This is a genomic window from Caballeronia sp. Lep1P3 (assembly GCF_022879595.1).
Lineage (GTDB): Bacteria > Pseudomonadota > Gammaproteobacteria > Burkholderiales > Burkholderiaceae > Caballeronia.
Window position 1 is genome coordinate 403,717 of sequence record NZ_CP084266.1, and the last position, 19,823, is coordinate 423,539.

At 62.9% G+C, this 19,823-nt stretch carries 20 protein-coding genes; 5 read left to right on the forward strand and 15 right to left on the reverse strand.

Annotation, left to right across the window (positions count from 1 at the left end; all coding sequences use genetic code 11):
• Positions 1-55 precede the first annotated feature (55 nt).
• Positions 56-238, reverse strand: coding sequence for a hypothetical protein (locus tag LDZ27_RS16325; protein WP_244817019.1), 183 nt, complete (start codon positions 236-238; stop codon positions 56-58).
• Between the two features lie 121 nt (positions 239-359).
• Positions 360-2,450 carry an FUSC family protein gene (locus tag LDZ27_RS16330; protein ID WP_244817020.1) on the reverse strand — a complete coding sequence of 697 codons (2,091 nt, stop codon included), beginning with the start codon at positions 2,448-2,450 and terminating at the stop codon, positions 360-362.
• Positions 2,451-2,606: 156 nt separating this feature from the next.
• On the opposite strand from LDZ27_RS16330, the gene LDZ27_RS16335 reads away from it, so the two are divergent.
• Entirely contained in the window at positions 2,607-3,578 is a 972-nt protein-coding gene (locus LDZ27_RS16335; RefSeq protein WP_244817021.1) for a LysR family transcriptional regulator, read from the forward strand.
• A gap of 31 nt (positions 3,579-3,609) precedes the next feature.
• On the opposite strand, the gene LDZ27_RS16340 is transcribed toward LDZ27_RS16335, so the two are convergent.
• Positions 3,610-4,296, reverse strand: a complete 687-nt coding sequence (locus LDZ27_RS16340; protein WP_244817022.1) for a Fe2+-dependent dioxygenase — start codon at positions 4,294-4,296, stop codon at positions 3,610-3,612.
• A 67-nt stretch (positions 4,297-4,363) separates the two neighbouring features.
• Positions 4,364-6,622, reverse strand: coding sequence for a TonB-dependent siderophore receptor (locus LDZ27_RS16345; protein WP_244817023.1), 2,259 nt, complete (start codon positions 6,620-6,622; stop codon positions 4,364-4,366).
• Positions 6,623-7,072: 450 nt separating this feature from the next.
• Between LDZ27_RS16345 and LDZ27_RS16350 the strand changes: the two genes are divergently transcribed.
• Both LDZ27_RS16350 and LDZ27_RS16355 read left to right on the forward strand, forming a co-directional pair.
• On the forward strand, positions 7,073-8,275 hold the full coding sequence (locus tag LDZ27_RS16350) for an ammonium transporter (protein ID WP_244817024.1): 1,203 nt from the start codon (positions 7,073-7,075) through the stop codon (positions 8,273-8,275).
• A gap of 255 nt (positions 8,276-8,530) precedes the next feature.
• The gene (locus LDZ27_RS16355) at positions 8,531-10,732 is read left to right on the forward strand and encodes a hybrid sensor histidine kinase/response regulator (protein WP_244817025.1); all 2,202 of its coding nucleotides are present in this window, start codon (positions 8,531-8,533) and stop codon (positions 10,730-10,732) included.
• Positions 10,733-10,735: 3 nt separating this feature from the next.
• Here LDZ27_RS16355 and LDZ27_RS16360 read toward each other — a convergent pair whose 3' ends face one another.
• From LDZ27_RS16360 to LDZ27_RS16385, 6 genes are all read right to left on the reverse strand, one after another.
• Positions 10,736-11,227, reverse strand: a complete 492-nt coding sequence (locus LDZ27_RS16360) for a hypothetical protein (RefSeq protein WP_244817026.1) — start codon at positions 11,225-11,227, stop codon at positions 10,736-10,738.
• Complete coding sequence (locus LDZ27_RS16365) at positions 11,227-12,540, reverse strand: sorbosone dehydrogenase family protein (RefSeq protein ID WP_244817027.1); 1,314 nt, start codon at positions 12,538-12,540, stop codon at positions 11,227-11,229. The genes LDZ27_RS16360 and LDZ27_RS16365 overlap by 1 nt, the downstream gene beginning before the upstream one ends.
• Positions 12,541-12,543: 3 nt before the next feature.
• Positions 12,544-12,711, reverse strand: coding sequence for a hypothetical protein (locus LDZ27_RS16370; protein WP_244817028.1), 168 nt, complete (start codon positions 12,709-12,711; stop codon positions 12,544-12,546).
• A gap of 97 nt (positions 12,712-12,808) precedes the next feature.
• Complete coding sequence (locus tag LDZ27_RS16375) at positions 12,809-13,234, reverse strand: DUF3175 domain-containing protein (protein WP_244817029.1); 426 nt, start codon at positions 13,232-13,234, stop codon at positions 12,809-12,811.
• Between the two features lie 12 nt (positions 13,235-13,246).
• Positions 13,247-13,864, reverse strand: coding sequence for a UdgX family uracil-DNA binding protein (locus LDZ27_RS16380; RefSeq protein ID WP_244817030.1), 618 nt, complete (start codon positions 13,862-13,864; stop codon positions 13,247-13,249).
• An 11-nt stretch (positions 13,865-13,875) separates the two neighbouring features.
• Positions 13,876-14,226, reverse strand: coding sequence for an oxidoreductase C-terminal domain-containing protein (locus LDZ27_RS16385; protein WP_244817031.1), 351 nt, complete (start codon positions 14,224-14,226; stop codon positions 13,876-13,878).
• Between the two features lie 115 nt (positions 14,227-14,341).
• On the opposite strand from LDZ27_RS16385, the gene LDZ27_RS16390 reads away from it, so the two are divergent.
• Positions 14,342-14,671: a hypothetical protein gene (locus LDZ27_RS16390; protein ID WP_244817032.1), complete on the forward strand. Its 330-nt coding sequence runs from the start codon at positions 14,342-14,344 to the stop codon at positions 14,669-14,671.
• Between the two features lie 64 nt (positions 14,672-14,735).
• Here the strand turns inward: LDZ27_RS16390 and pqqA are convergent, their stop codons facing one another.
• The 3 genes from pqqA to LDZ27_RS16405 form a co-directional block, all read right to left on the reverse strand.
• Positions 14,736-14,810 (reverse strand): pyrroloquinoline quinone precursor peptide PqqA, encoded by a 75-nt coding sequence (gene pqqA / locus LDZ27_RS28940; RefSeq protein ID WP_008353049.1) that lies wholly within the window; start codon positions 14,808-14,810, stop codon positions 14,736-14,738.
• A gap of 165 nt (positions 14,811-14,975) precedes the next feature.
• On the reverse strand, positions 14,976-15,176 hold the full coding sequence (locus tag LDZ27_RS16400) for a hypothetical protein (RefSeq protein WP_244817033.1): 201 nt from the start codon (positions 15,174-15,176) through the stop codon (positions 14,976-14,978).
• A gap of 18 nt (positions 15,177-15,194) precedes the next feature.
• Positions 15,195-15,428: a DUF2795 domain-containing protein gene (locus tag LDZ27_RS16405; protein WP_244817034.1), complete on the reverse strand. Its 234-nt coding sequence runs from the start codon at positions 15,426-15,428 to the stop codon at positions 15,195-15,197.
• A 108-nt stretch (positions 15,429-15,536) separates the two neighbouring features.
• On the opposite strand from LDZ27_RS16405, the gene LDZ27_RS16410 reads away from it, so the two are divergent.
• A complete protein-coding gene (locus tag LDZ27_RS16410; RefSeq protein WP_244817035.1) occupies positions 15,537-15,773 on the forward strand; it encodes a hypothetical protein in 237 nt (78 codons plus the stop codon).
• 19 nt (positions 15,774-15,792) lie between these two features.
• On the opposite strand, the gene LDZ27_RS16415 is transcribed toward LDZ27_RS16410, so the two are convergent.
• Together LDZ27_RS16415 and LDZ27_RS16420 are read right to left on the reverse strand one after the other, a co-directional pair.
• Positions 15,793-18,672, reverse strand: a complete 2,880-nt coding sequence (locus LDZ27_RS16415; protein ID WP_244817036.1) for an EAL domain-containing protein — start codon at positions 18,670-18,672, stop codon at positions 15,793-15,795.
• A 154-nt stretch (positions 18,673-18,826) separates the two neighbouring features.
• Entirely contained in the window at positions 18,827-19,792 is a 966-nt protein-coding gene (locus tag LDZ27_RS16420; protein ID WP_370653453.1) for a GlxA family transcriptional regulator, read from the reverse strand.
• Between the last annotated feature and the right edge of the window lie 31 nt (positions 19,793-19,823).

A 19,823-nucleotide genomic window follows, 5' to 3' on the forward strand; every position in this document is an offset into this window, starting at 1 on the left:
TAATTCGGCGCGCCCTAACGAAGCCGACGCGCCGCAAAACAGCACTCTGATTCGTTCAACTACCGCCAGCGTACAAGCTGCAATAGCTCGTCGGACCCACGCATTCCTGCAACTGGCGCGACGCCTGGTTCGATTGCTGCATGGCGCTGCCGTCGTCGGCGGATGGGGAGGTTTGAGCAATGGCGAGCGATGCACTCGCCGCCAGGATCGCGGCAACCACGAACTTAAGGGGTTTCATGAACTTCTCCTCGTATGACGTGCGCCGTGAACGGGCCGCACAGGACAACTATAGGATGCGTGATCGAGGGAATACATCGTCGTGCGAGGAAGGGACATTTCCTTGCGAACGAAAGATCGTTTTAGCGATGCTTGTCGAAAGGCGCATCCGGATCGGCGAGCGCGCTGCGGATGAAATGCAGCCATGCACGCATGCGCTGAACGTCGTGCCTTTGCGTATCTGAAAGCGTCTCGCATGCGAGCAGTGCCTCGACTGCAAAAAGCGATGCCACAGCCGCGGTAATCGCGCGGCGCAGTGCGGCGCTATCGGGCACGCGAAAAAGCATGGGGATGTCGTGCAGCATGCGTGCGAGCGCCGATGACCACGCATTGCGCACGGATGCAGGAACGCTATCGAGCCTTAGCGCCGCGTTCAAGATGCGCAGATCGATCATCGCCTGACCTATTTCGAGCGTGACCAGCATCCATTGAAGTGCGCGGCGATGTTCACGCGAGCGCCGCGTAAGCAAGCCTGACAATTGCGACATGAGATCGTGAGTGCCCGAGTGAAAGCGCTCGCTAAGATTCGGCAGTCGGCCTTCGCACGCAAGCGCCGCCTGTGCGCGCAAAGCGGCAAGGGTCTTGCCGACAAGCCAAGGCATATGAGGCGGCAAAATGATTGCGCACGCGATTGCGGTGACTGACATCGATACGACGATCGCAATGCCATTGTTAAACAGCATGGCCGGGTCGTAGGCAATGACGTTGTCCGGCGCCGCAAGCAGGCAAAAGAATACGCAGAAACCTGTACCGTATCCCGCGGTGGCCGGGCGCATCGCAAGGAAAGCGCCTGCCGCGAGCGGCGGTGCGAGGACCGCGCACAAGAGCGGAAAGCCGTCGATGGCGGGATAGACCCGGCACAGATACAGATAGCCGACGAGAACCGCGCCCGCAGCACCTACGGCCATATGCGCGACGTAGCGTGCGGGCCGCGCCGATGCCGAAGACAGCGCGCAAGCGAGTATCGCGCCTATGACCGCCAGGCCGCCGCTCGGCCAAGCCGTGCTTATCCAGAACCACGCGACTGCTCCGATAACGCATGCCGTGCGCGCGAACGTCGCAGCGCTGACGAAGCGATCCGTCGTCGCCGCGTAGCGCGTGGGCACCGGCGCGTCGGACTGGCCGCTGCCGATGGCGTCGCGCAGGTTCATCATGCGAGCGATGTCGCTCGTCAAGCGCTCGAGCAACTCTGCGGACGTGACCGTGTCGATGTGCGATGCGTCGTCAAGGCGCTTTCGCAGTGAAGCCTCGAAGCGCGCGAGTGCTTGCGCGTTCAATCGAGGCGAAGCAAGCAGTTGCGCGAGATCGCTTAGGCTCGAGGCGAATGCGGGATGTTCTGCGCTTGCGCGCAAACGCTTGATCGACTGGTCGAGTGCGTGAAGACGCGCACATGCGTCCATGAAAGCGTTGTTGAGGCGCGCGAGCAACACTCGCTGCCGGCGCAAAGCAGGGTTTTCGTAAGCCGCGAAGCGGCGTGTCGCTTCGAAGCCGACTATCTCCTCGACCAAGTCGGTATAACGGTGCTCGCGCATTCTGCGACGCAGGCCGCCGCGTAACACCTCCGCGGCGAATGCGTTGAAGCGCGCCTCGCGTTGCGCAAGCGTCGTGGCAAGCGATGCGCTTGCATGACGCGGAAAGACGAGGGCGCTCACGGCGCTCGAGCACACGATGCCGAGCATCACTTCCGCGCCTCGCGTAAGCGTCGCGAGCAGCAATTGATCGGGCGCGCTTGCGACGGGTACGCCGATCAGCGCAGCCGTATAGCCCGCGAGCACGCATCCATACCAGCGGAATTGGCGATAGCGCACGGCAAGCGCTGCGCAGGCCGCGACCCAGATCGTCAGGCCTAGTACATAGAGTTCGGGCTGCTGCACGAACACCGCGCCGAGCACGAGCGCCGCCAACATGCCGAGCGTGGTGCCTGCAAAGCGGTACACGCTTTTGGAAAGCACCATGCCGGAAAAAGGCTGCATCAGCACGAAGGTAGTCGTCATTGCAATGCGCGGCTGCGTCAGCTCGAAACGCATGGCAAGCCCCATCGCGATGAATGCGGCAAAGAGTGTCTTCAGCAGATGCAGCGAGAGTGTGCCATCGGTTGCGAGCCAGTCGCGCCAGCCGCCGACAAGTTCTTTCGCGCAATAGACGCTTGCGCGCGGCCGATCCGTGAACGACATGCTGTTGCCCGATGCCCGTCTTCGTGAAGGGCCGATTGTAGGCAGCGCGGCATTACGAATTAAGGAGAGAATCAGGGAACATTCTTTCCAGATTCAATAACAATGCCTTCGGCTATTCAGCGGACAATAGTGTTTCCTCGTGATTGTGACGGTTTGATGGACACCCTACAGAACATGCGGGTATTTGCCCGCGTGATCGAAGCCGGAAGCTTTACGGCTGCGGCTCAATCGATGAATTCAACGACAGGCGCCATGTCGCGCGCCGTTTCAGAACTCGAAGCCCATTTGCGCACGCGCCTCATGAATCGCTCGACACGGCGCCTTGCACTGACGTCGGCGGGCGAGCGCTATCTCAAGCGCGTGCTGCAGATTCTCGCGGATATCGACGGCGCGGAGGAAGAAGCAAGCTGCGCGCACGAACATCCATCGGGCACCTTACGCATGTTCAGCTTTGCGAGCGTGGGGCAGCACTATATTCTTCCGGCCATCGCGCAATATCGCGCGCTGCATCCCGAGGTCAAGGTCGAATTGACGCTCTCGCAGCGCATGCCCGATCTCTTCGAAGGCAGCAGCGACGTCGCGGTGGTTTCGGCGAGCGCGTTGTCGGATTCGGAAGTCATATCGCATCGGCTCGGCACGACGTTCAGCATTCTGTGCGCCTCGCCTGATTACCTCCGCGCGCGCGGCGCTCCCGCGCAACCTGCGGACCTTGCGAATCACGATTGCCTTACGTTGCAGACGCCCGCTTTTCCCGCGCGCGAATGGACACTCGAAGGGCCGCAAGGCAGCGAGACGCTGCAAATCAGCGGTCCGGTGCAGGTGAATATCGCGGAGTCGCTTGCGGTTGCGATACGCGAGGGCATGGGAATCGGCATGTTGCCGCTTTACGCCGCGATAGAAGGTTTGTGCAACGGCTCGCTCGTGCGCGTGCTGCCGCAACACACGTTGCAGCGTACCAATCTCTATGCGCTCTATGCATCGCGCAAGTTCGTCGATGCAAAGACGCGCACGTGGGTTGAATTCCTGCGCACGCATCTTCCGCAGGTGATTGCGCGCGACGAAGCATTGCTTGCGGAACTGGGTCAGGACTCTCTGCCCGTGCCGCGAAACGCGCGGGCGAGCGCATGAGTCACTAGAGCTCAAGCGCCTGGGCAATGAATCACGTCTCGCTCCACATGCGAAGCAAGTTGTGATAGCAGCCTACGAGCGTGCGCTTGGCGGCTTCGTCGCCGTTCGTCGCGTTGAGACGCTGAATGGAATTGTCGAGATCGAAGAGCAGTGCGCGTTGTGCGTCGTCGCGCACTAGGCTTTGCGCCCAGAAGAAACTCGAGACGCGCGCGCCGCGCGTCACGGGCCGCACTTGATGCAAGCTCGTTGCCGGATAGACGATGGCATGTCCCGCCGGCAGCTTCACTTCCTGCACGCCGTAAGTGTCTTCGATCACGAGTTCACCGCCGTCGTAATCTTCGGGACGCGATAGAAAAAGCGTGACTGAAACGTCCGTCCGCACGCGCGCGCCATGCCCCGGCACGATGCGTATTGCGCCATCGACATGACTGCCGAAATGCATGCCGCCTTCGTAGCGATTGAATAGCGGCGGATAAACGCGATTGGGCAATACCGCGCTGATGAAAAGCGGATGCCGCTCCAGCGCGCCGACGATCGTATCGCCCAACTCACGCGCAATAGGCGAGCCTTCCGCGATCTGTTGATTGCGCTTGACCGGCGCGCCTTGATAACCCGCGGTCGCGCGCCCATCGACCCATGAATCAGTGGCAGCTTCGAGGCGCGCGCGCATCGCGGCGGCATCCTGTGGCGAAAGTACGCCCGGTATAGAGAGAATCATTGCGTTAGCTTCTTGACGTGCCTTGCGCGCGCGGCCCGAAACGGTGCGCGCAAGGCACGGTTGCACATTAACGGAACCGGTAATTCAAGGTCGCAAGGAACGTGCGGCCAAGGCCCGGCACCGCGCGCCCGCCATCGGACGGGATGAGGGCATCGTAGTACTTCTTGTCCGTCAGGTTCAACACGTTGAACTGGATGTCATAGCGTTTCTGATGATACGCGGCCATGACGTCCCAGCGCGTATAGCCGCCGACTTGAACGAGATCGTTATTCGCCGCATAACGCGACGACACATACGATGGCCCGCCGCCGAACTCCCAGTTGGACGTGACGTTATACGTCGACCACAGCGTCAGCATGTTTCGCGGCGTGTTGGCGAGCGTATTGCCCGTTGTACCGTCGAGCGCCCTTTGCACGGTACCGTTCATGTACGTGTAGCCGCCAAAGACTTGCCATTTGTTCGTGATGTGACCGGCCACGCCGAGCTGATAACCGCGCACGCGCACGTCGCCGTCGAGCGTGTATTCGCCCGTCGAGACCTGTGTGCGTGCGTTCGTCTTTTCGATATTGAAAAGCGACTGCGTGACCGAAAGGCCGCCGTTCAGCAAGTCCCACTTGGAGCCGATTTCATAGGAGCGGTTCTTCTCGGCCGGCGTGTTCTGCTGATTGTTCGTGAGCGTCAGCGCTTCGAGCGACGGGTTGAACGATGTGCCATACGACACGTAATACGACTGCCATTCCGTCGGCTGCCATACGATGCCTGTACGCACGCTCGTGAAGTAATTCGTCTGCGTTGCATATCCGGGCGCGTTGATCGAGTTGTGAATCGATGCCTCATAGCGGTCCCAGCGCACGCCGCCGATCCATTTCCAATTCTCACCGAGCGAAATCGTATCGTTGAGGTAAAGGCCAATGCCATTCGCGCTCGATTCGGCGAGATTGGTCGCCACTTCGCGATAGTTCGAGGGCCGCGATGTATAGGTCGGATCGACGAGCGGCACGATGGCGAGCGTGTTCGACGGCAGTCCCGGCGTGGTCGCCGTGAAGCTCTGGTTGCTATATGTCTCGTGACTCAGATCGACGCCGACGAGCATGTCGTGCTTGAGAAAGCCCGTCGCGAACTTGCCCTCGAAATCAGTCGTGTTGTAGACCGAGTGATCGTTGATATTGCGGTCCTTGCCCTGGAGCCGCACGTATAGCGACGAAAGCGGCAGCGTCGTGTAATTGCCGCTCGTGAGCGCGGTGGAAGTGCCGAGCGGTCCGGTGAGCACGGCGGCTGCATTTGTTGCGCGCGCTTCGGTGCTGTAGTGGCTGAACTGCGTCTGATTGCGCACGGTGAACATGTCGTTGAAACGATGTTCGACGCGCGCGTTGAGCGTCTGCACGTCCTGAATCGTGCGGTCGTCGGTGAAGCCGTAGAAGGTCTTCGTATCGACGGGGGCGGGATGGCCGTTCAATGGCGGAATGCCGTAGTCGGGCTGATCGCGATTGTGCTGGATGAGCGCTGACAGCGTCACCTGCGTCGGCGTGCCGATGCCGAACTTCACTTCGGGCGCAACGCCGTAGTCCTTGCTCTTCATCTGATCGCGCGTCGAGCCGAGGTCCTGGCCGAACGCATTGATGCGAAACGCGGACGTATCCGTCATCGGCTGGTCGATATCGACCGTCGTTCGATAGCGGTCGTGCGTGCCGGCCTGCACGGATACGTCGGCGCGCGGCTTGAGGGTCGGCTGCTTGCTGACCTGATTGATGACGCCGCCTGTCGAACCGCGCCCGAAGTAGAGCGACGACGGGCCATACAGCACGTCGATGGATTCGAGGTTGAACGTATCGCGATAGTACTGGCCGCGGTCGCGAAAGCCGTCGAGATAGATGTCGGTGCGCGCCGTGAAGCCGCGCAGATTGATGTTGTTGCCGATCTGCCCGCCTTCGGCCGCGCCGAGCGTCACGCCGGGCACGTTGCGCAGCGCGTCGGAAAAGGAACTGACCGCCTGCGACTGCAACACCGCCTTGGGCACGACGACGACTGCCTGCGGAATGTCGCGCAGGGCGGTGGGCACCTTCGCGCCGACGCTCGACACTTCCGGCTGAAAATCGCCTGCGGTTTCGCTCTGCCCGGTCACCGCGACGGCGGGAAGGGTAGCGGTCTCGGGAGCATCCGTGTTCGGTTTTGAATCCGCAATGGCGGCGGAAGCGCCTTCGGCGGGAGCCGCGGCAGGCCGTGCGACCTGCGATGCGGGTGCTGCGGTCTGCGCGTAAAGCGGCGCGGCCATCGGCACGGCCGCGATAGTAACCAGTGCCGCGGCAAGCGGCGTTTTCCTCAACATGTCGTTCCCCGATACTTGTTAGTGATGTGCTGCTGCCGGCTAGCGCCGTCTTGCTGACGGCGTGCCGGATTCGCGTCGGTCGAACCAGGCGCTGGCTGTTATTGCCTCGATCTAGCGTCGCATCGGCTAAATACGAATCAATATCATTACACGTTACGGAAATTTTTGGAAATAAACATTGCAGAGCGGGGGTCCATTCGTTGCGGCGCGACACCTGTCCGGGGCATAAACGGCGTTTTGCATTCGTATGCACCATGCCGGATGCGAATGCTCTCTAACGGTGCGTGTCTGCCGCAGGATCGGGCATTGCACAGACGGCGGGCATCACAGTTTCAAAGCATGGATTCCCGTTAGCGCCCACGGTTGGGGCATACGCACGATTCCGATGCCGGCCACAGGTTTTGGCTCGGAACTTGCAGAGAAGGCGGCTTTTTGAGACGGCCGTCGATCATGCAGGCACTTCAATCCGGAACCGACACGCTCTTCCTGCTTCTGGGCGCCGCAATGGTGCTCGCGATGCACGCGGGTTTCGCTTTCCTCGAACTCGGAACGGTCCGCCGCGAAAACCAGGTGAACGCACTCGTGAAGATCCTGGTCGATTTCGCCGTTTCGACGCTCGCGTACTTCTTCATCGGCTACAACATCGCTTACGGCGTGCAGTTCATGCACAGCGCCGACATCCTGGCCGAACATAACGGCTACGCGCTCGTGCGCTTCTTCTTCCTGTTGACGTTCGCCGCCGCGATACCAGCGATCGTGTCGGGCGGGATTGCGGAACGGTCGAAGTTCAATCCGCAGCTTTTCGCGACCTGCGTGATCGTCGGCTTCGTTTACCCGCTGCTGGAAGGCGTGGCGTGGAACGAGCGCTTTGGCATTCAGGCGTGGCTCGCGCATGCCTTCGGCGCGCCGTTCCACGATTTCGCCGGCTCTGTCGTCGTGCACGCATTCGGCGGCTGGGTCGCGCTGCCGGCGGTGCTGCTGCTCGGGCCGCGTCACGGGCGCTATCACAAGGACGGACGCATCGCCGCGCATCCGCCTTCGAGCATCCCGTTTCTCGCGCTGGGCGCGTGGGTGCTCGCCGTCGGCTGGTTCGGCTTCAACGTGATGAGCGCGCAGACGGTCGACAAGATCAGCGGCCTCGTCGCGGTCAATTCGCTGATGGCGATGGTCGGCGGCACGCTCGCCGCGTGGTTCGCGGGGCGCAACGATCCCGGCTTCACGTACAACGGGCCGCTCGCCGGTCTCGTCGCCGTGTGCGCGGGTTCGGATTTGATGCACCCGCTGGGCGCGCTGATCGTGGGCGCGGTCGCGGGCGTGCTCTTCGTGCAGATGTTCACCTGCGTGCAGAACCGCTGGCGTATCGACGATGTGCTCGGCGTGTGGCCGCTGCACGGGATGTGCGGCGCGTGGGGCGGCATCGCGGCGGGCATCTTCGGGCAGAAGGCGTTCGGCGGCATCGGCGGGGTGTCGATCTGGTCGCAGGCCATCGGCACCATCGGCGCAGTGTTGCTGGCGCTCGCCGGCGGGGCCGCGGTGTATGGCGCCATCAAGATGACGGTGGGACTGCGCCTCGACCGCGAGGAAGAGTTCAACGGCGCGGACCTCGCCATCCACCGCATTTCGTCGACGCCGGATCGCGAGATGGCGGGCTGAGCGATCGATCGCCGATTGCACGCAAAATACCGGCGGGCGGCATGCAAGATGCAATCGCCGCCGGTTTGCGGAGTATCAGAGCAGAGCCGGGCATACGTTTCGCTGAATGTGACGGCGATCGGGACGAGGCATGTCACCGATCGATGCGGCCGCATCGGTTCGAAGAAGTCGCGACGCACGTCGACATCGGCTCGCTATGCCGATGCGTGCTCGCCGGTTACGATATAGCGGCCGACTCACATAAAGGCCGAACGCTTGAACCCCACAGAGACCGGGAACTTCGATTTACCGCTCCCTTCGCGCAACTTCGCGCTGACGCGGCGCGTGCTGCTGCTCGTGCTGGCCGCCTCGGTCGTGATTCCGCTCGCGTGTCTTTGCATTTACGGCTATTACGACTACCAGCGCCGCTTCGCCGATGCCGAAGAACTGACGGAGCGCCTCGCCCGCGTCGCGAACGAGCATGCGCTCAAAGTCCTCGATCTGAATCAGCAACTCGAGACGCGTGTCTCCGATCTGCTCGGTGATAGCGACGACGCTAGCATTCGCAGCCGCGAAGAAGCGCTGCATCGCGCGCTCGACGACATGAGCGGGACCCTCGTGCAAGTCGCCGCCATTTCGCTATTCGGAGTGAACGGCGAATTGCTCGCCAATAGCCGCTGGTATCCCGCGCCGCACATTTCCGTCGCCGATCGCGACGACTTCCGTTCCGCACGCGCGCTCGCACCCGTGACCTACTTTTCGCGGCCATTGCTCGGCAAGCTCGCGCAATCGGACGTGTTCACGACGACGATGGGCCGCATAGGCCGCGACGGGCAGTTTCTCGGCGTGGTGTCGATTGCGCTCAAGCGCGATTACTTCGTCGACTTCTATCACGAGATAGCGGCGGGCGATAACGCGCTCGTAATCGGCTTATATCGTCGCGATGGCGGCATTCTCGTGCGTTATCCGCCGGGCAAGGAGGCGCAGCCCGCGAACAATACGCCGTTCACCCAGGCGTTTCGCAGCAACGAGTTGTATGGCCGCCTGCGCATGACATCCACCGTGGACCACGTCGAGCGCGTGCTTGCATATCGGCGTGTCGGAGATTTCCCGCTGTACGTCGCGACAGGCTATGCGACGTCCGTCGTGCGCGCGCGCTGGCGTCAGAATCTCGCGCTCGTCGCGGCCATCGCGGCGTTGCCGTGCATCGCGGTATGGCTTCTGATCGCCTTTTCGATCCGCCGGCTCGATGCCGAGCGCGACGCGTGGGAACGCTGGCAAGCCGAAGTGGCGACGCGCCTGTCGATCGAGGCATCGAGCCGGCAGTTGCGGCGCATGGGCGCGCTCGGCAACCTCGTCGCGAACGTCGCGCATGACTTCAATAACCTGCTGATGGTCGTGTCGTCGAACATGGCGCTTGCGCGGCGCAAGCACTTCAACGATGTCGAAAGCGAAGTGCTGGCCGTCGAACGCGCGACGGCGGGCGCCGAATCGCTTGCGCGGCGGCTCATGAGCGTCGCGCGCAAGCATCCGCTCAAGCAGGAAGTCATCGATCCCGCCGCGTGGCTTCGCAGCATGCTCGACATCGTGAAGCGCGCGGTGCATCCGTCGGTCTCGCTGACCGTCGAATTCTCGGCGGACGTGTGGCCGATCATGGCCGATGCCGTCGAACTGGAACTCGCGCTCGTCAATATCGTCGCGAATGCGAGCGAGGCCATGCCGCGCGGCGGACGCATCGTGATTCGTTGCCAGAATGCGCGTGTGCGCGCATCGGAAACGGATTTGCCCGATGGCGAATACGTGCTCATTTCCGTCACCGACAACGGCGAGGGCATGAGCGAAGCGGTCTTGCGCCGCGCGTTCGAGCCGCTCTTCACGACGAAGGTTCGCGGCGCGGGCACCGGCTTGGGCCTTGCGCAAGTGCTGGCCGCATGCGAACAGGCGGGCGGCACCGCGCGCATCACGAGCGTGGCGGGCGCGGGCACGACAGTTAGGCTTTATCTGCCGAAGCATCATGGGCCAGCGCCCACGTCCGCGCCCGTGTCCGCGCCTGTGATCGAGCCGGAGCCGGTGAAGCGCGCGCAGCCGTCATCCACCGCAAGCGACGAGCATCCGTTGCATGGCATGTCCGTGCTGCTCGTCGAAGACAACAAGGACGTTGCGGCCGGCGTCATGGCCGTGCTCGAAGTCTTCGGTTGCGCCGTGCATCACGAAGAGAGCGCGGATGGCGCTTTCGCGCTGCTCGGCGAAGGCCATGCGTTCGACCTCGTGCTGTCCGACGTGCAGATGCCGGGCAGCATGAACGGCATCGATCTCGCCGAGCAGATCATGAAGCGGCTGCCCGCGCAGAAACTCGTGTTAATGACGGGCTATGCGGACGAGATAGAGCGTGCGAGGCATCTCGGCGTGCCGATTCTCGCGAAGCCATTCGACATGGACGATCTTCGCGATCTCATCGCGGAAGGCGTGCCGCATTGACTTCTAGCCTTTGTCATGCGAGGAAATCGGGCGCGCGCCTACGAGCGGATTGAATGCGCGCTTGCCTGGCGATGCGGTGTCGTCGTCGCTGCGCTTTGTGCGCGTCGCGCGCTTGCTTTCCCCGCCCAACTGACTCAGCAAGTCTTCGTCGTCAGTGGGTTCTTCATTGGTCGGCTCGGCGCGCGCGTTTGCCTGCTGCGCGCCCGCGAGATGCTCGACCACCGAGATGAAGTCCTTCTGTGCCGCGCGCAATGCGCGCCCCGGCATCATCATGAGCACGACCGCTTCCTGCACGGTGCGGTCGTCGACGGTATGAAGCGCGCCTGCTTCGTTCCAGTCGATGCCGCTATTCGCATAGGCTGCGATCACATGATGCAGGACCGCCGGAGAGAGCACGCCGGCATCGTATAAGCCGACGATCTGCCGCTCCGCGAGCGCGAAAAGACTCGGTTGAGAGGCAACGACGGGCTTCGCCCTCGGTTTGCGCGCGGCCATTATTTCGACGCGGGCGCGACCCGCCATACGGTGTTGCCGACATCGTCGGCGACGAGCAGATTGCCCGCATGATCGACGGCGACGCCCACGGGACGACCGAGCGCGTGGCCATCCGAAGAAAGAAAACCAGTGAGAATGACTTCGGGCGGGCCGGACGGATTGCCGTCCGCGAACGGCACGAAGATGACTTCGTAACCGCTTCTCGGCTTGCGGTTCCACGATCCATGCTGACCGATGAACGCGCCGTTCCAGTAATGCTGCGGAAACGCTTCGGCATCGTAAAACACGAGTCCTAGCGATGCCGTATGCGCGCCGAGCGCATAGTCCGGAACCACGGCTGATTGCACGAGGTCCGCGCGTTGCGGCTTCACGCGATCGTCGACATGCTGGCCGTAATAGCTATAAGGCCAGCCATAGAACGCGCCATCCTTAACCGACGTCATATAGTCGGGAACGAGTTCGTTGCCGAGCTCATCGCGCTCGTTCACCGCCGTCCATAGCGCGCCGCTTTGCGGTTGCCATGACAAGCCGTTCGGATTGCGCAAACCCGTTGCAAAGAGCCGCGTTTGCCGCGTTGCAATGTCCACTTCCATGATCGCCGCGCGTCCCTCCTCGGCGTCGATGCCGTTCTCCGCCGCGTTGCTATTCGAGCCGATCGTCACGTAAAGCCGCTTGCCGTCCGCGCTTGCAATGACGTTCTTCGTCCAGTGATGATTAATGGTCCCAGCGGGCAAGTCGATGAACTTCTCGCCCGGCGACTCGATGTGCGTTTCGCCGCTTCGATATTTGAAGCGCACGATCGCATCCGTATCGGCAACGTAAAGATCGTCTCCGACGAGCGCCATGCCGAACGGCGAATGCAGCTTGTCGATGAAGACCGTGCGCGTTTCCGCGACGCCGTCGCCATCCGCATCGCGCAGCAGCGTGATGCGATCCGGACTCGGCATGCCCGCGCCGGCGCGCTTCATCACCTTCTTCATGACCATGCCTTTGACGCCCGCGTTTTCGTCGTGCTGTGCGGGCGCATTCGTCTCAGCGACGAGTACATCGCCGTTAGGTAAGGTCGCGATCCATCGCGGATGATCGAGTCCAGACGCGAACGCATTCACATTGAAGCCTGCCGGTGACAGCGGCTTTTGCCCTTGCGCCCACGCCCTCGCCGGCGCGATGTTCACCGTCGGCAGCAACGACTTGTGCGGCGCGGGCAGCATGGGATTCGGGCCGAAGCCCGCGGGATAGTCGTCCGCGCGCGTCGCGCCGCTCGCGACGGCCAGCATCGCGATAGCCGCCGCGCGCAAGCGTCGCGAGTTCATCGATCAGCCTCCGCCGATGCCTTGCGTCACCTTGCCGGTGCCGTCGCAAGTCGGGCAATCGGCGCCATTTTGCTTGCCGGTGCCGTTGCAGTCAGGGCAGATGTCCTCGCCCGTGCCGGGCGCGCCGGGTTCCGCTTCATCGCCGGGACTCAGTGGGGGTTCTTGCGCCATGATCGTCTCCTGGTGGTGGTGCTGCGTGGTGTTGCTCGAGCGCGCTTGGAAATTGTCCGTTGCTCGGCATGAGCAAGCGCCGTTCCCTTTGCCGCGTTTAAGGCTTGCGTCCGAACGCTTCGCGCAAGTGTTTCTTGGCGCGCTCGAGTGTAGTGCGCCGCGTCTTGGGCAGATTACGCCCCGCGCGATTGATATAGAAGTTAAGCATCGACATGGCCGATTGAAACGGCGAGCCCTTGCGACGTGTGCTTTTCTCCGAAGAGTGCTTGAGCGATTGCGCGATTTCCTCTGCATTGCCGGTCTTGAAGATATCGTGCTCGAGATCCATCGCGTCGCTCGTTTCCATCACATGATGCGACCAGCGATGATTCGATCCGGCGGCTTTAGCCGGTGCACGCTTTGCGCTGCCGGCCTTCTTGCGATCGCTTGCGAGCGCATGACGCTGCCGCGTGCCGCCGGTCTTGCCGGAGCGCGTCTTTCTTGCGCCTGTCGATGTCTTCGTGGTCTTGCGGCTCGTTGCCATGACGTTCCTCGATCAACGTGTGTTCTTCATGAGCCGATGCGCTTCGCGCAGCGCATCGACGATCGCCTGATAGGCGGCATGGCGCGTTTCGGGATCGGGTGCGCGCAACACGAACGAAGGGTGATAGGTGGCGACCACAACGCGTCCTTCGTGTTCGATCGCGTGTCCCATCGACGCCTGCAATTTGGCCTTCGAATCGCGCAACACCGATTTGAGCGCGGTTGCGCCGAGCGCGACGATCACCTTGGGATCGATAGTCGCGGTTTCGCGATCCATCCAGTAATGACATGCATCGACTTCGCGCTGCGCGGGCGTCTTGTGCATGCGGCGCTTGCCGCGCGGCTCCCATTTGAAGTGCTTGACTGCGTTGGTCACATAGACTTCCTTGCGCGCGACGCCTGCTTCATCGAGCGCGCGATCGAGCATCGCGCCTGCCGGACCCACGAAAGGCTTGCCCTGCAGATCCTCCTGATCGCCGGGCTGCTCGCCGACGATCATCAGCGGCGCATGACGCGGACCCGCGCCCGGCACCGCTTGCGTCGCGTCCTTGTAGAGCGCGCAGCGATGGCATTCGTCGAGCGAATCCGGAGTCTGGTCGGGTTCTACGCCGGGTTGTCTGATGGTCGGCATGGCATGCGGCCTCAACCGTTCGCCATGCGTCGCGCGGCGTCTAGCGTAAGCGGCTCGCGCGTGGCTTCCGCAAGCCGGCTCGTCGCAGCGCTGCGTTCGCATGACATGACGGCGCGCAGCGCATCGCCCTTCGTCGTATAGGCGATGAAGGCCTGTGCATCGAGATCGCCGTCTATTTCTACGCGGTCGAATTCGTCCGCATGGCCGAGATACTCGAACGTCTTGTCGTAGTGAAGCGTCCAGAAGAAGGGGACGCCCGCATACTCGCGCGCTATGCCGGCCATGTTGAAGGCCGCCACCCGCGTGCCACGGTCGCCTGGCAAGTCGTCCACGCGCGCCACTTTGTGCTGGATCGCGGACATCGCATTCTCCGGTGACTTTAGATAACCGCGAAGCAAGTTGCGGACCTCGTAATCGATAGCGCCGTGGAATGCGTGTTGCTCGACTAAGACGCATCTACACGAATGGAGGCCTACTATGAGCAGCGATGATCGTTTCGAAGGACCGGGCAGCACGGACAAGCCGCTCGGCGATGCGGGCAGTGGAGCAAGCGGCGGCGGCTCGTTCGGCAATCAGCCAGGACCGGGCGCCGCAACGGGCGGCGATCCGAAGCAAGGCGTGCGTCAGCCCAATGCCGGTGAAGTCGAGCCGGAAGAGCGGCGTCTCGGACAGCAGCCGCATCAGACAGCGGAAGTCCCGCTAGGCTCGGGCGATCGACCCGAAGCGCCCGGCAAGGGAGGGCAAGGCCCGGAAGTCAGCGACGATCATAGTCTCGGGCAACAGGACGTGCCGCCGCGCGGCAATTGATCCGCTAATCGCGAGTGCAAAAACAAAGCGGCCGCATTTCTGCGGCCGCTTTGTTTTATGCCGATTAACGCGTGGCAATGTACATCGTAATTTCAAAGCCAAAGCGCATGTCGGTGAAGCTCGGGGTTTCCCACTTCATAAAGCCTCCTTGTGCAATGAGCGGCCTGACGAACGACAGGCCGTTGCGCGGTTCAACTGCTCCAGCGCCGTGCAACGCCGCGCCCCCAAAATCGACGCTCTTTCATCCTAGCGCGACTTGAGCGTTTGCATCATTGGAAATTGCCACAGTGATCATTTAATTTATTTATAGCGGCCTCGGGCGATTGCCCGAATCGTCAGGGTTCGTACTGATTTTTTCAGGATCAGTGGCCTCGTCGCGTTCCATCATTTCGCCGGGGCGAGGGATTACCCTGTCCACGTCTTCCGGGCGAATATTGTTCAGTTCGTTACCGCCCGGTGCGCGCGGCTTGTCGTGTGTGTCCGGAGCTTCAGGTGTCTGGGCCATTACGTTTCCTTTAGAAAGTCATTCGGCGCGGGCCGCTTCGCGCAGCACCGAAGCGTCGCTGTCGTAGTTGTGATCGGCCATTTTTCTTAGGACCGCCATCACTTCGCCATCGGCACCATTGCGCTTGGCAAGCGCCATAAGTTTTTCCTTGCCCATCGGATAATCGGCGCCTTTTAGCGCGCGCACGATTGCGTCAGGACCGGGTTCGTCCAGATGCCGTTGATGCTGCGACTGCGCGGGATGCTGAGACATAAGGCCTCCTTTCGATGACAGTGAGCATACGAATGGAGCAACGCGCGTACCCGTCAGCGGGCGCGTTTGATGCTGCGGTTAGCGTGTGATCAAAAAAGGAGGACACGCATGACCATCTCTGCCGACCGCATCTCCGACACCGAGGTCAAGGTCGAAGACACCATCTATACGTTCGATGACAAGGCGAGGGCCGACGCATTCCAGCAATGCCTCGGCGGCGGCACGCTCGACACGTGCACGCGCGATCACGCGCCCGTATCGACGCGCGCCGCCGTCCAGGAAGGCGGACTGAAGGAAGGTGAGCCGGGCAGCATCATCTCGCCGTCGCTTGGCGGCATGCCTTGATCGTCGCGAAGAAACAAGCCTAGAGCAGCGCGCTTGCCGTCGAACGCGGCGCAAGCGCGGCGCGCGTCAGCGCTTCAAGTGGCATCGGCTTGTCGAAGAAATAGCCTTGCGCTTGCGCGGCGCCCATGTCGCGAAGCACGGCAAGCGTTGCCGCATCTTCCACGCCCTCGGCAACGAGCGTGAGATCGAGCGATTCGGCCATGCGGACGATCGCTCGCACGATCGCGCGGCTGCGTGCGCTTTGCGTCAGTTCCAGAATGAACGACTTGTCGATCTTCAGGCCGCTGAAACGATACTGATGCACGTAACTGAGCGACGAAAAGCCCGAGCCGAAATCGTCGAGCACCACGGACATGCCGTTATCCGCGAGCCGCTGCATCGTGCGTCGCGCGAGATCGGGTTCGGCGACGAGCGCGCCTTCTGTCAATTCGAGGCACACGCGCGAAGGCGATACGCGATAACGCTGCAAGAGCGCGAGGACGTCGTCTGCGAATTCCGGGCGCGTCATGCTATAGCTCGAACAGTTCACATGAACGGGCGGCCAGTGCGCGTAGCGCTCACTCGACAGAATCGCGGCGACGCGTTCCAGCATGTAGAGATCGAGCCGGCCAATCAGCCTGAGCCCTTCGACAGCGGGCAAAAACGCCGCCGGCCCGACGATGCAGCCATCGGGCTGACGCCAGCGGATCAATGCTTCGAGCGCGACGACTTCGCCGCTTTTCACATCGACGATAGGCTGAAAGTAGGGCAGCAGTTCGTCGTCGCGTTTCATCGCGTTGCGCAATGCGCCTTCGCGTTCCACCTGGTCGGACACTTGCCGCCGCAGTTCCTGATTGAACACGACGAAACTGTCGCGGCCCGCATTCTTCACGCGATACATCGCGGTATCGGCGTCGCGCAGAAGATCTGCGGGTAAGGTATGGAACTCGCTGTCCGCGCTCACGATGCCGATGCTGCACGACGAAAAGACCACATGCTCTTCGATATGAAACGGCAGATCGAAGGCCGCGAGAATGCGCTTTGCAATGGCTATCGCATCGTGCGTGGGCGCGTTCGGCGACAACACCGCGAATTCGTCGCCGCCGAGACGCGCGAGAAGGTCCGTCGGGCGCACGCAATCGCGCAATCGCGCGGCTGCTTCGACGAGCAGCATGTCGCCGAAGTGATGACCGAGGCTGTCGTTCACGACCTTGAAGCGGTCGAGGTCGATGAACATGACCGACAGTTCGTCGCCGCGCGTGCGATAGTCGCGCCACGCGCCATCGAGCCGCTGCATCAGGTGGTTTCGATTGGGCAGCCCGGTCAGCGAGTCATGCGCGTTCTCGTGGATGAGGCGCGCGTTCGCTTCGTCCAGTTCGCGCGTGCGGGCCTGCACGCGCGCTTCGAGTTCGAGGTTCGCGGCATGCAGCGCTTCGGCGTCGCGGCGGCGCGAGAGCGCGGTGTCGATATGGCGCGATACGAACGTCAGCAATTCCTGATCGCGCAGCGAATAGCGCACGAGCGGCGAATAGCTCTGCACCGCGAGCACGCCGCGCACGACATCGCCGTCGAAGAGCGGAATGCCTAGCCACGAGCGCAGGCGCACGGTGCCGTTTTCCGTTTCGAACGCGCCTTCGCTAATGAGCCGCTCCGCTTCGTGATGATCGATGAGCCGCGCGCGCCGCTCGTGAATCACATACTCGGTGAGGCCGCGCTGTCCGCGTCGCGGCGCGGGGCGTTCCTTGATGATTTCGTCGACGTAATACGGAAACGACACCTCGCCCGTCTCCGTTTCGAAGAGCGCGATGAAGAAATTGCGCGCGTAGAGCAGTTCGCCGACGATCCCATGCAAGCTGCGAAAGAACTCCATCATGTCGCCCGGCCGGCTCGACAGTTCCGCGATCTGATAAAGCGCGGCCTGCAGATGCTCCGACCGCTCGCGCTCGGCAATGCCGTGACGCAACGCCGCATTCAGTTGCGACAGCTCCGACGTGCGCCGCGCGACCTGCTCTTCGAGATCGGCGCGGTGCAGGATGCGGTCGAGCGCCATCGCGACGTGCCGCGCCACCACGAGAAAGAGCGCGCGGTCTTCGGCCGTGTAGATGCGCGAGACGTCATAGACCTGCATCGCCAGCATGCCGAACACTTCGTCGGATGCGTTCTTGAGCGGCGCGCCCATCCAGAACTCCGGGCGGTCGCCGAGGCAGTAGAAGCGTCCGTCGCGCTCGGCGGCGGTGATGTCGGCGGCGGTCACGAAAAGCGGCTGGCCGCTCGTCAGCACGCGGCCCGTCATCGAGAGGCGGGACGGATCGAGTATGTCGAAATTGTCGGCTTCGAGGACGTCGGTATCGATCACATCGACGTAATACGGATACGTGATCTTGCCCGTCTTGCGATCGTAAAGCGCAAGGTAGAAGTTTTCGGCGTCGATGAGCGTGCCGAGGCGCTGGTGAACGCAGCGCAGGAATTCGGCGCGGTCCGGCACCGAACTCGCCAGATACGCGATTTCGTACAGCACGCGCTGCGTGAGCTGGGCGCGCGCGAGGGCGTCCGTCTGCACGCATTCGCCGAGACGCCGCGCGAGTTCCGCGAGTTGGGGGTCGTTTCGGTGCGCAAGCGGGGCGATGAGCCAGCCGAGCACGCCTTCACCGCGGCCGGTCGGCCAGCGGCACCAGCCGTGCGCGGCGCAAAACTCAGCCAGCTTTTCCTCGGGGATGCTGCGCGGCCACGCGAGCGACGCGCCGCCCCGGCGCGCGAGATGCAACTGCTCACCCGCGCGATACCACGCCCACTCCTGGCCGCAGCGCATCGCGGCGGCGTCGCGCAAGAGCGCCTCGATCGACTGGAGATCGGTCTCGTCGGTGGCGGCTCTATCCGCGATCGGAGCCGGCGGCGCGTTGTACGCGGGAAACACAGTCATTGGCGCTCCAGGCCGTCATTCAGAACTTTTGTCGGATCGTTTCCGGCGGCTTTTCGGGCGGTCCGGGCTTCTTGAGTATTCGCTCTTACCGGGCTAACGGCAAAGCGCCTGCGGGCTTGAGCATCGGCGAAAAAAAATCGTGAGGTGCGCTGCATCAGCGCGCCGTGTCGACGCCCGCCGCGAACCGGTCGCGATACGCCTGCGGCGACACGCCGAGCGAGCGCAGGAAGCCGCGCCGCATGGTTTCCTCGGTGCCGAAGCCGCAGCGCGCGGCCACGCGTTTGACGGGCAGCGCGGTATCGGCGAGCAGCCGCCGCGCCGCTTCCAGTCTCATGCGTTCGATGGCGCGCGCCGGCGTCATGCCCGTTTGCGCCCGGTAATGGCGCACGAAACTGCGCTCGCTCATGCCGACGCGCGCGGCGAGGCTCGCGACGGACAGATCGGCCGCGAGATTCTCCGCGATCCACGCGTGGAGTTCGCCGAAGCGTTCGCCGGCTTTTTGCAGCGAAAGCGCCGCGCTGAACTGCGCCTGACCGCCGGGGCGCTTCAGAAAAACCACCAGATGACGCGCGACATCGAGGGCAAGCGCACGCCCGAGGTCCTCTTCGACCAGCGCGAGCGACAGATCGATGCCCGCCGTGACGCCCGCCGACGTCCAGACGGCGCCATCGCAAATGAAGATCGGATCGGACTCCACGCGCACCGCCGGGAAACGCGCGGCCAGTTCCGCGCACCGCGTCCAGTGCGTGACGGCGCGGCGCTCGTTCAGGAGGCCCGCCGCCGCGAGCAGAAACGCGCCGGTGCAGACCGATGCGGTGCGCCGCGTGTGCCGCGCGCGCGTGCGGATCCAGTCGATGAGCGCCGGGTCGCGCACCGCCTGTTGCACACCCCAACCGCCCGCGACGACGAGCGTGTCGCACGGCGAAGCCGCGTCCGGTAACGGTTCGCAGACGAGGCCGAGGCCGGCTGACGCCGTCACCGTCGCGCCGTCCGCCACCACGCGCGCGCGATACGGCCGCGCCATGCCCGCTGCGACGGCCAGCTCGTTCGCGGACGCGAATACCTGCAGCGGCCCGGCGACATCGAGCAACTGGACGTCGGCGAAGGCGAGCACGTCGATGTCGCGCGGGGCAAATTCGGAGGCGTCGTGC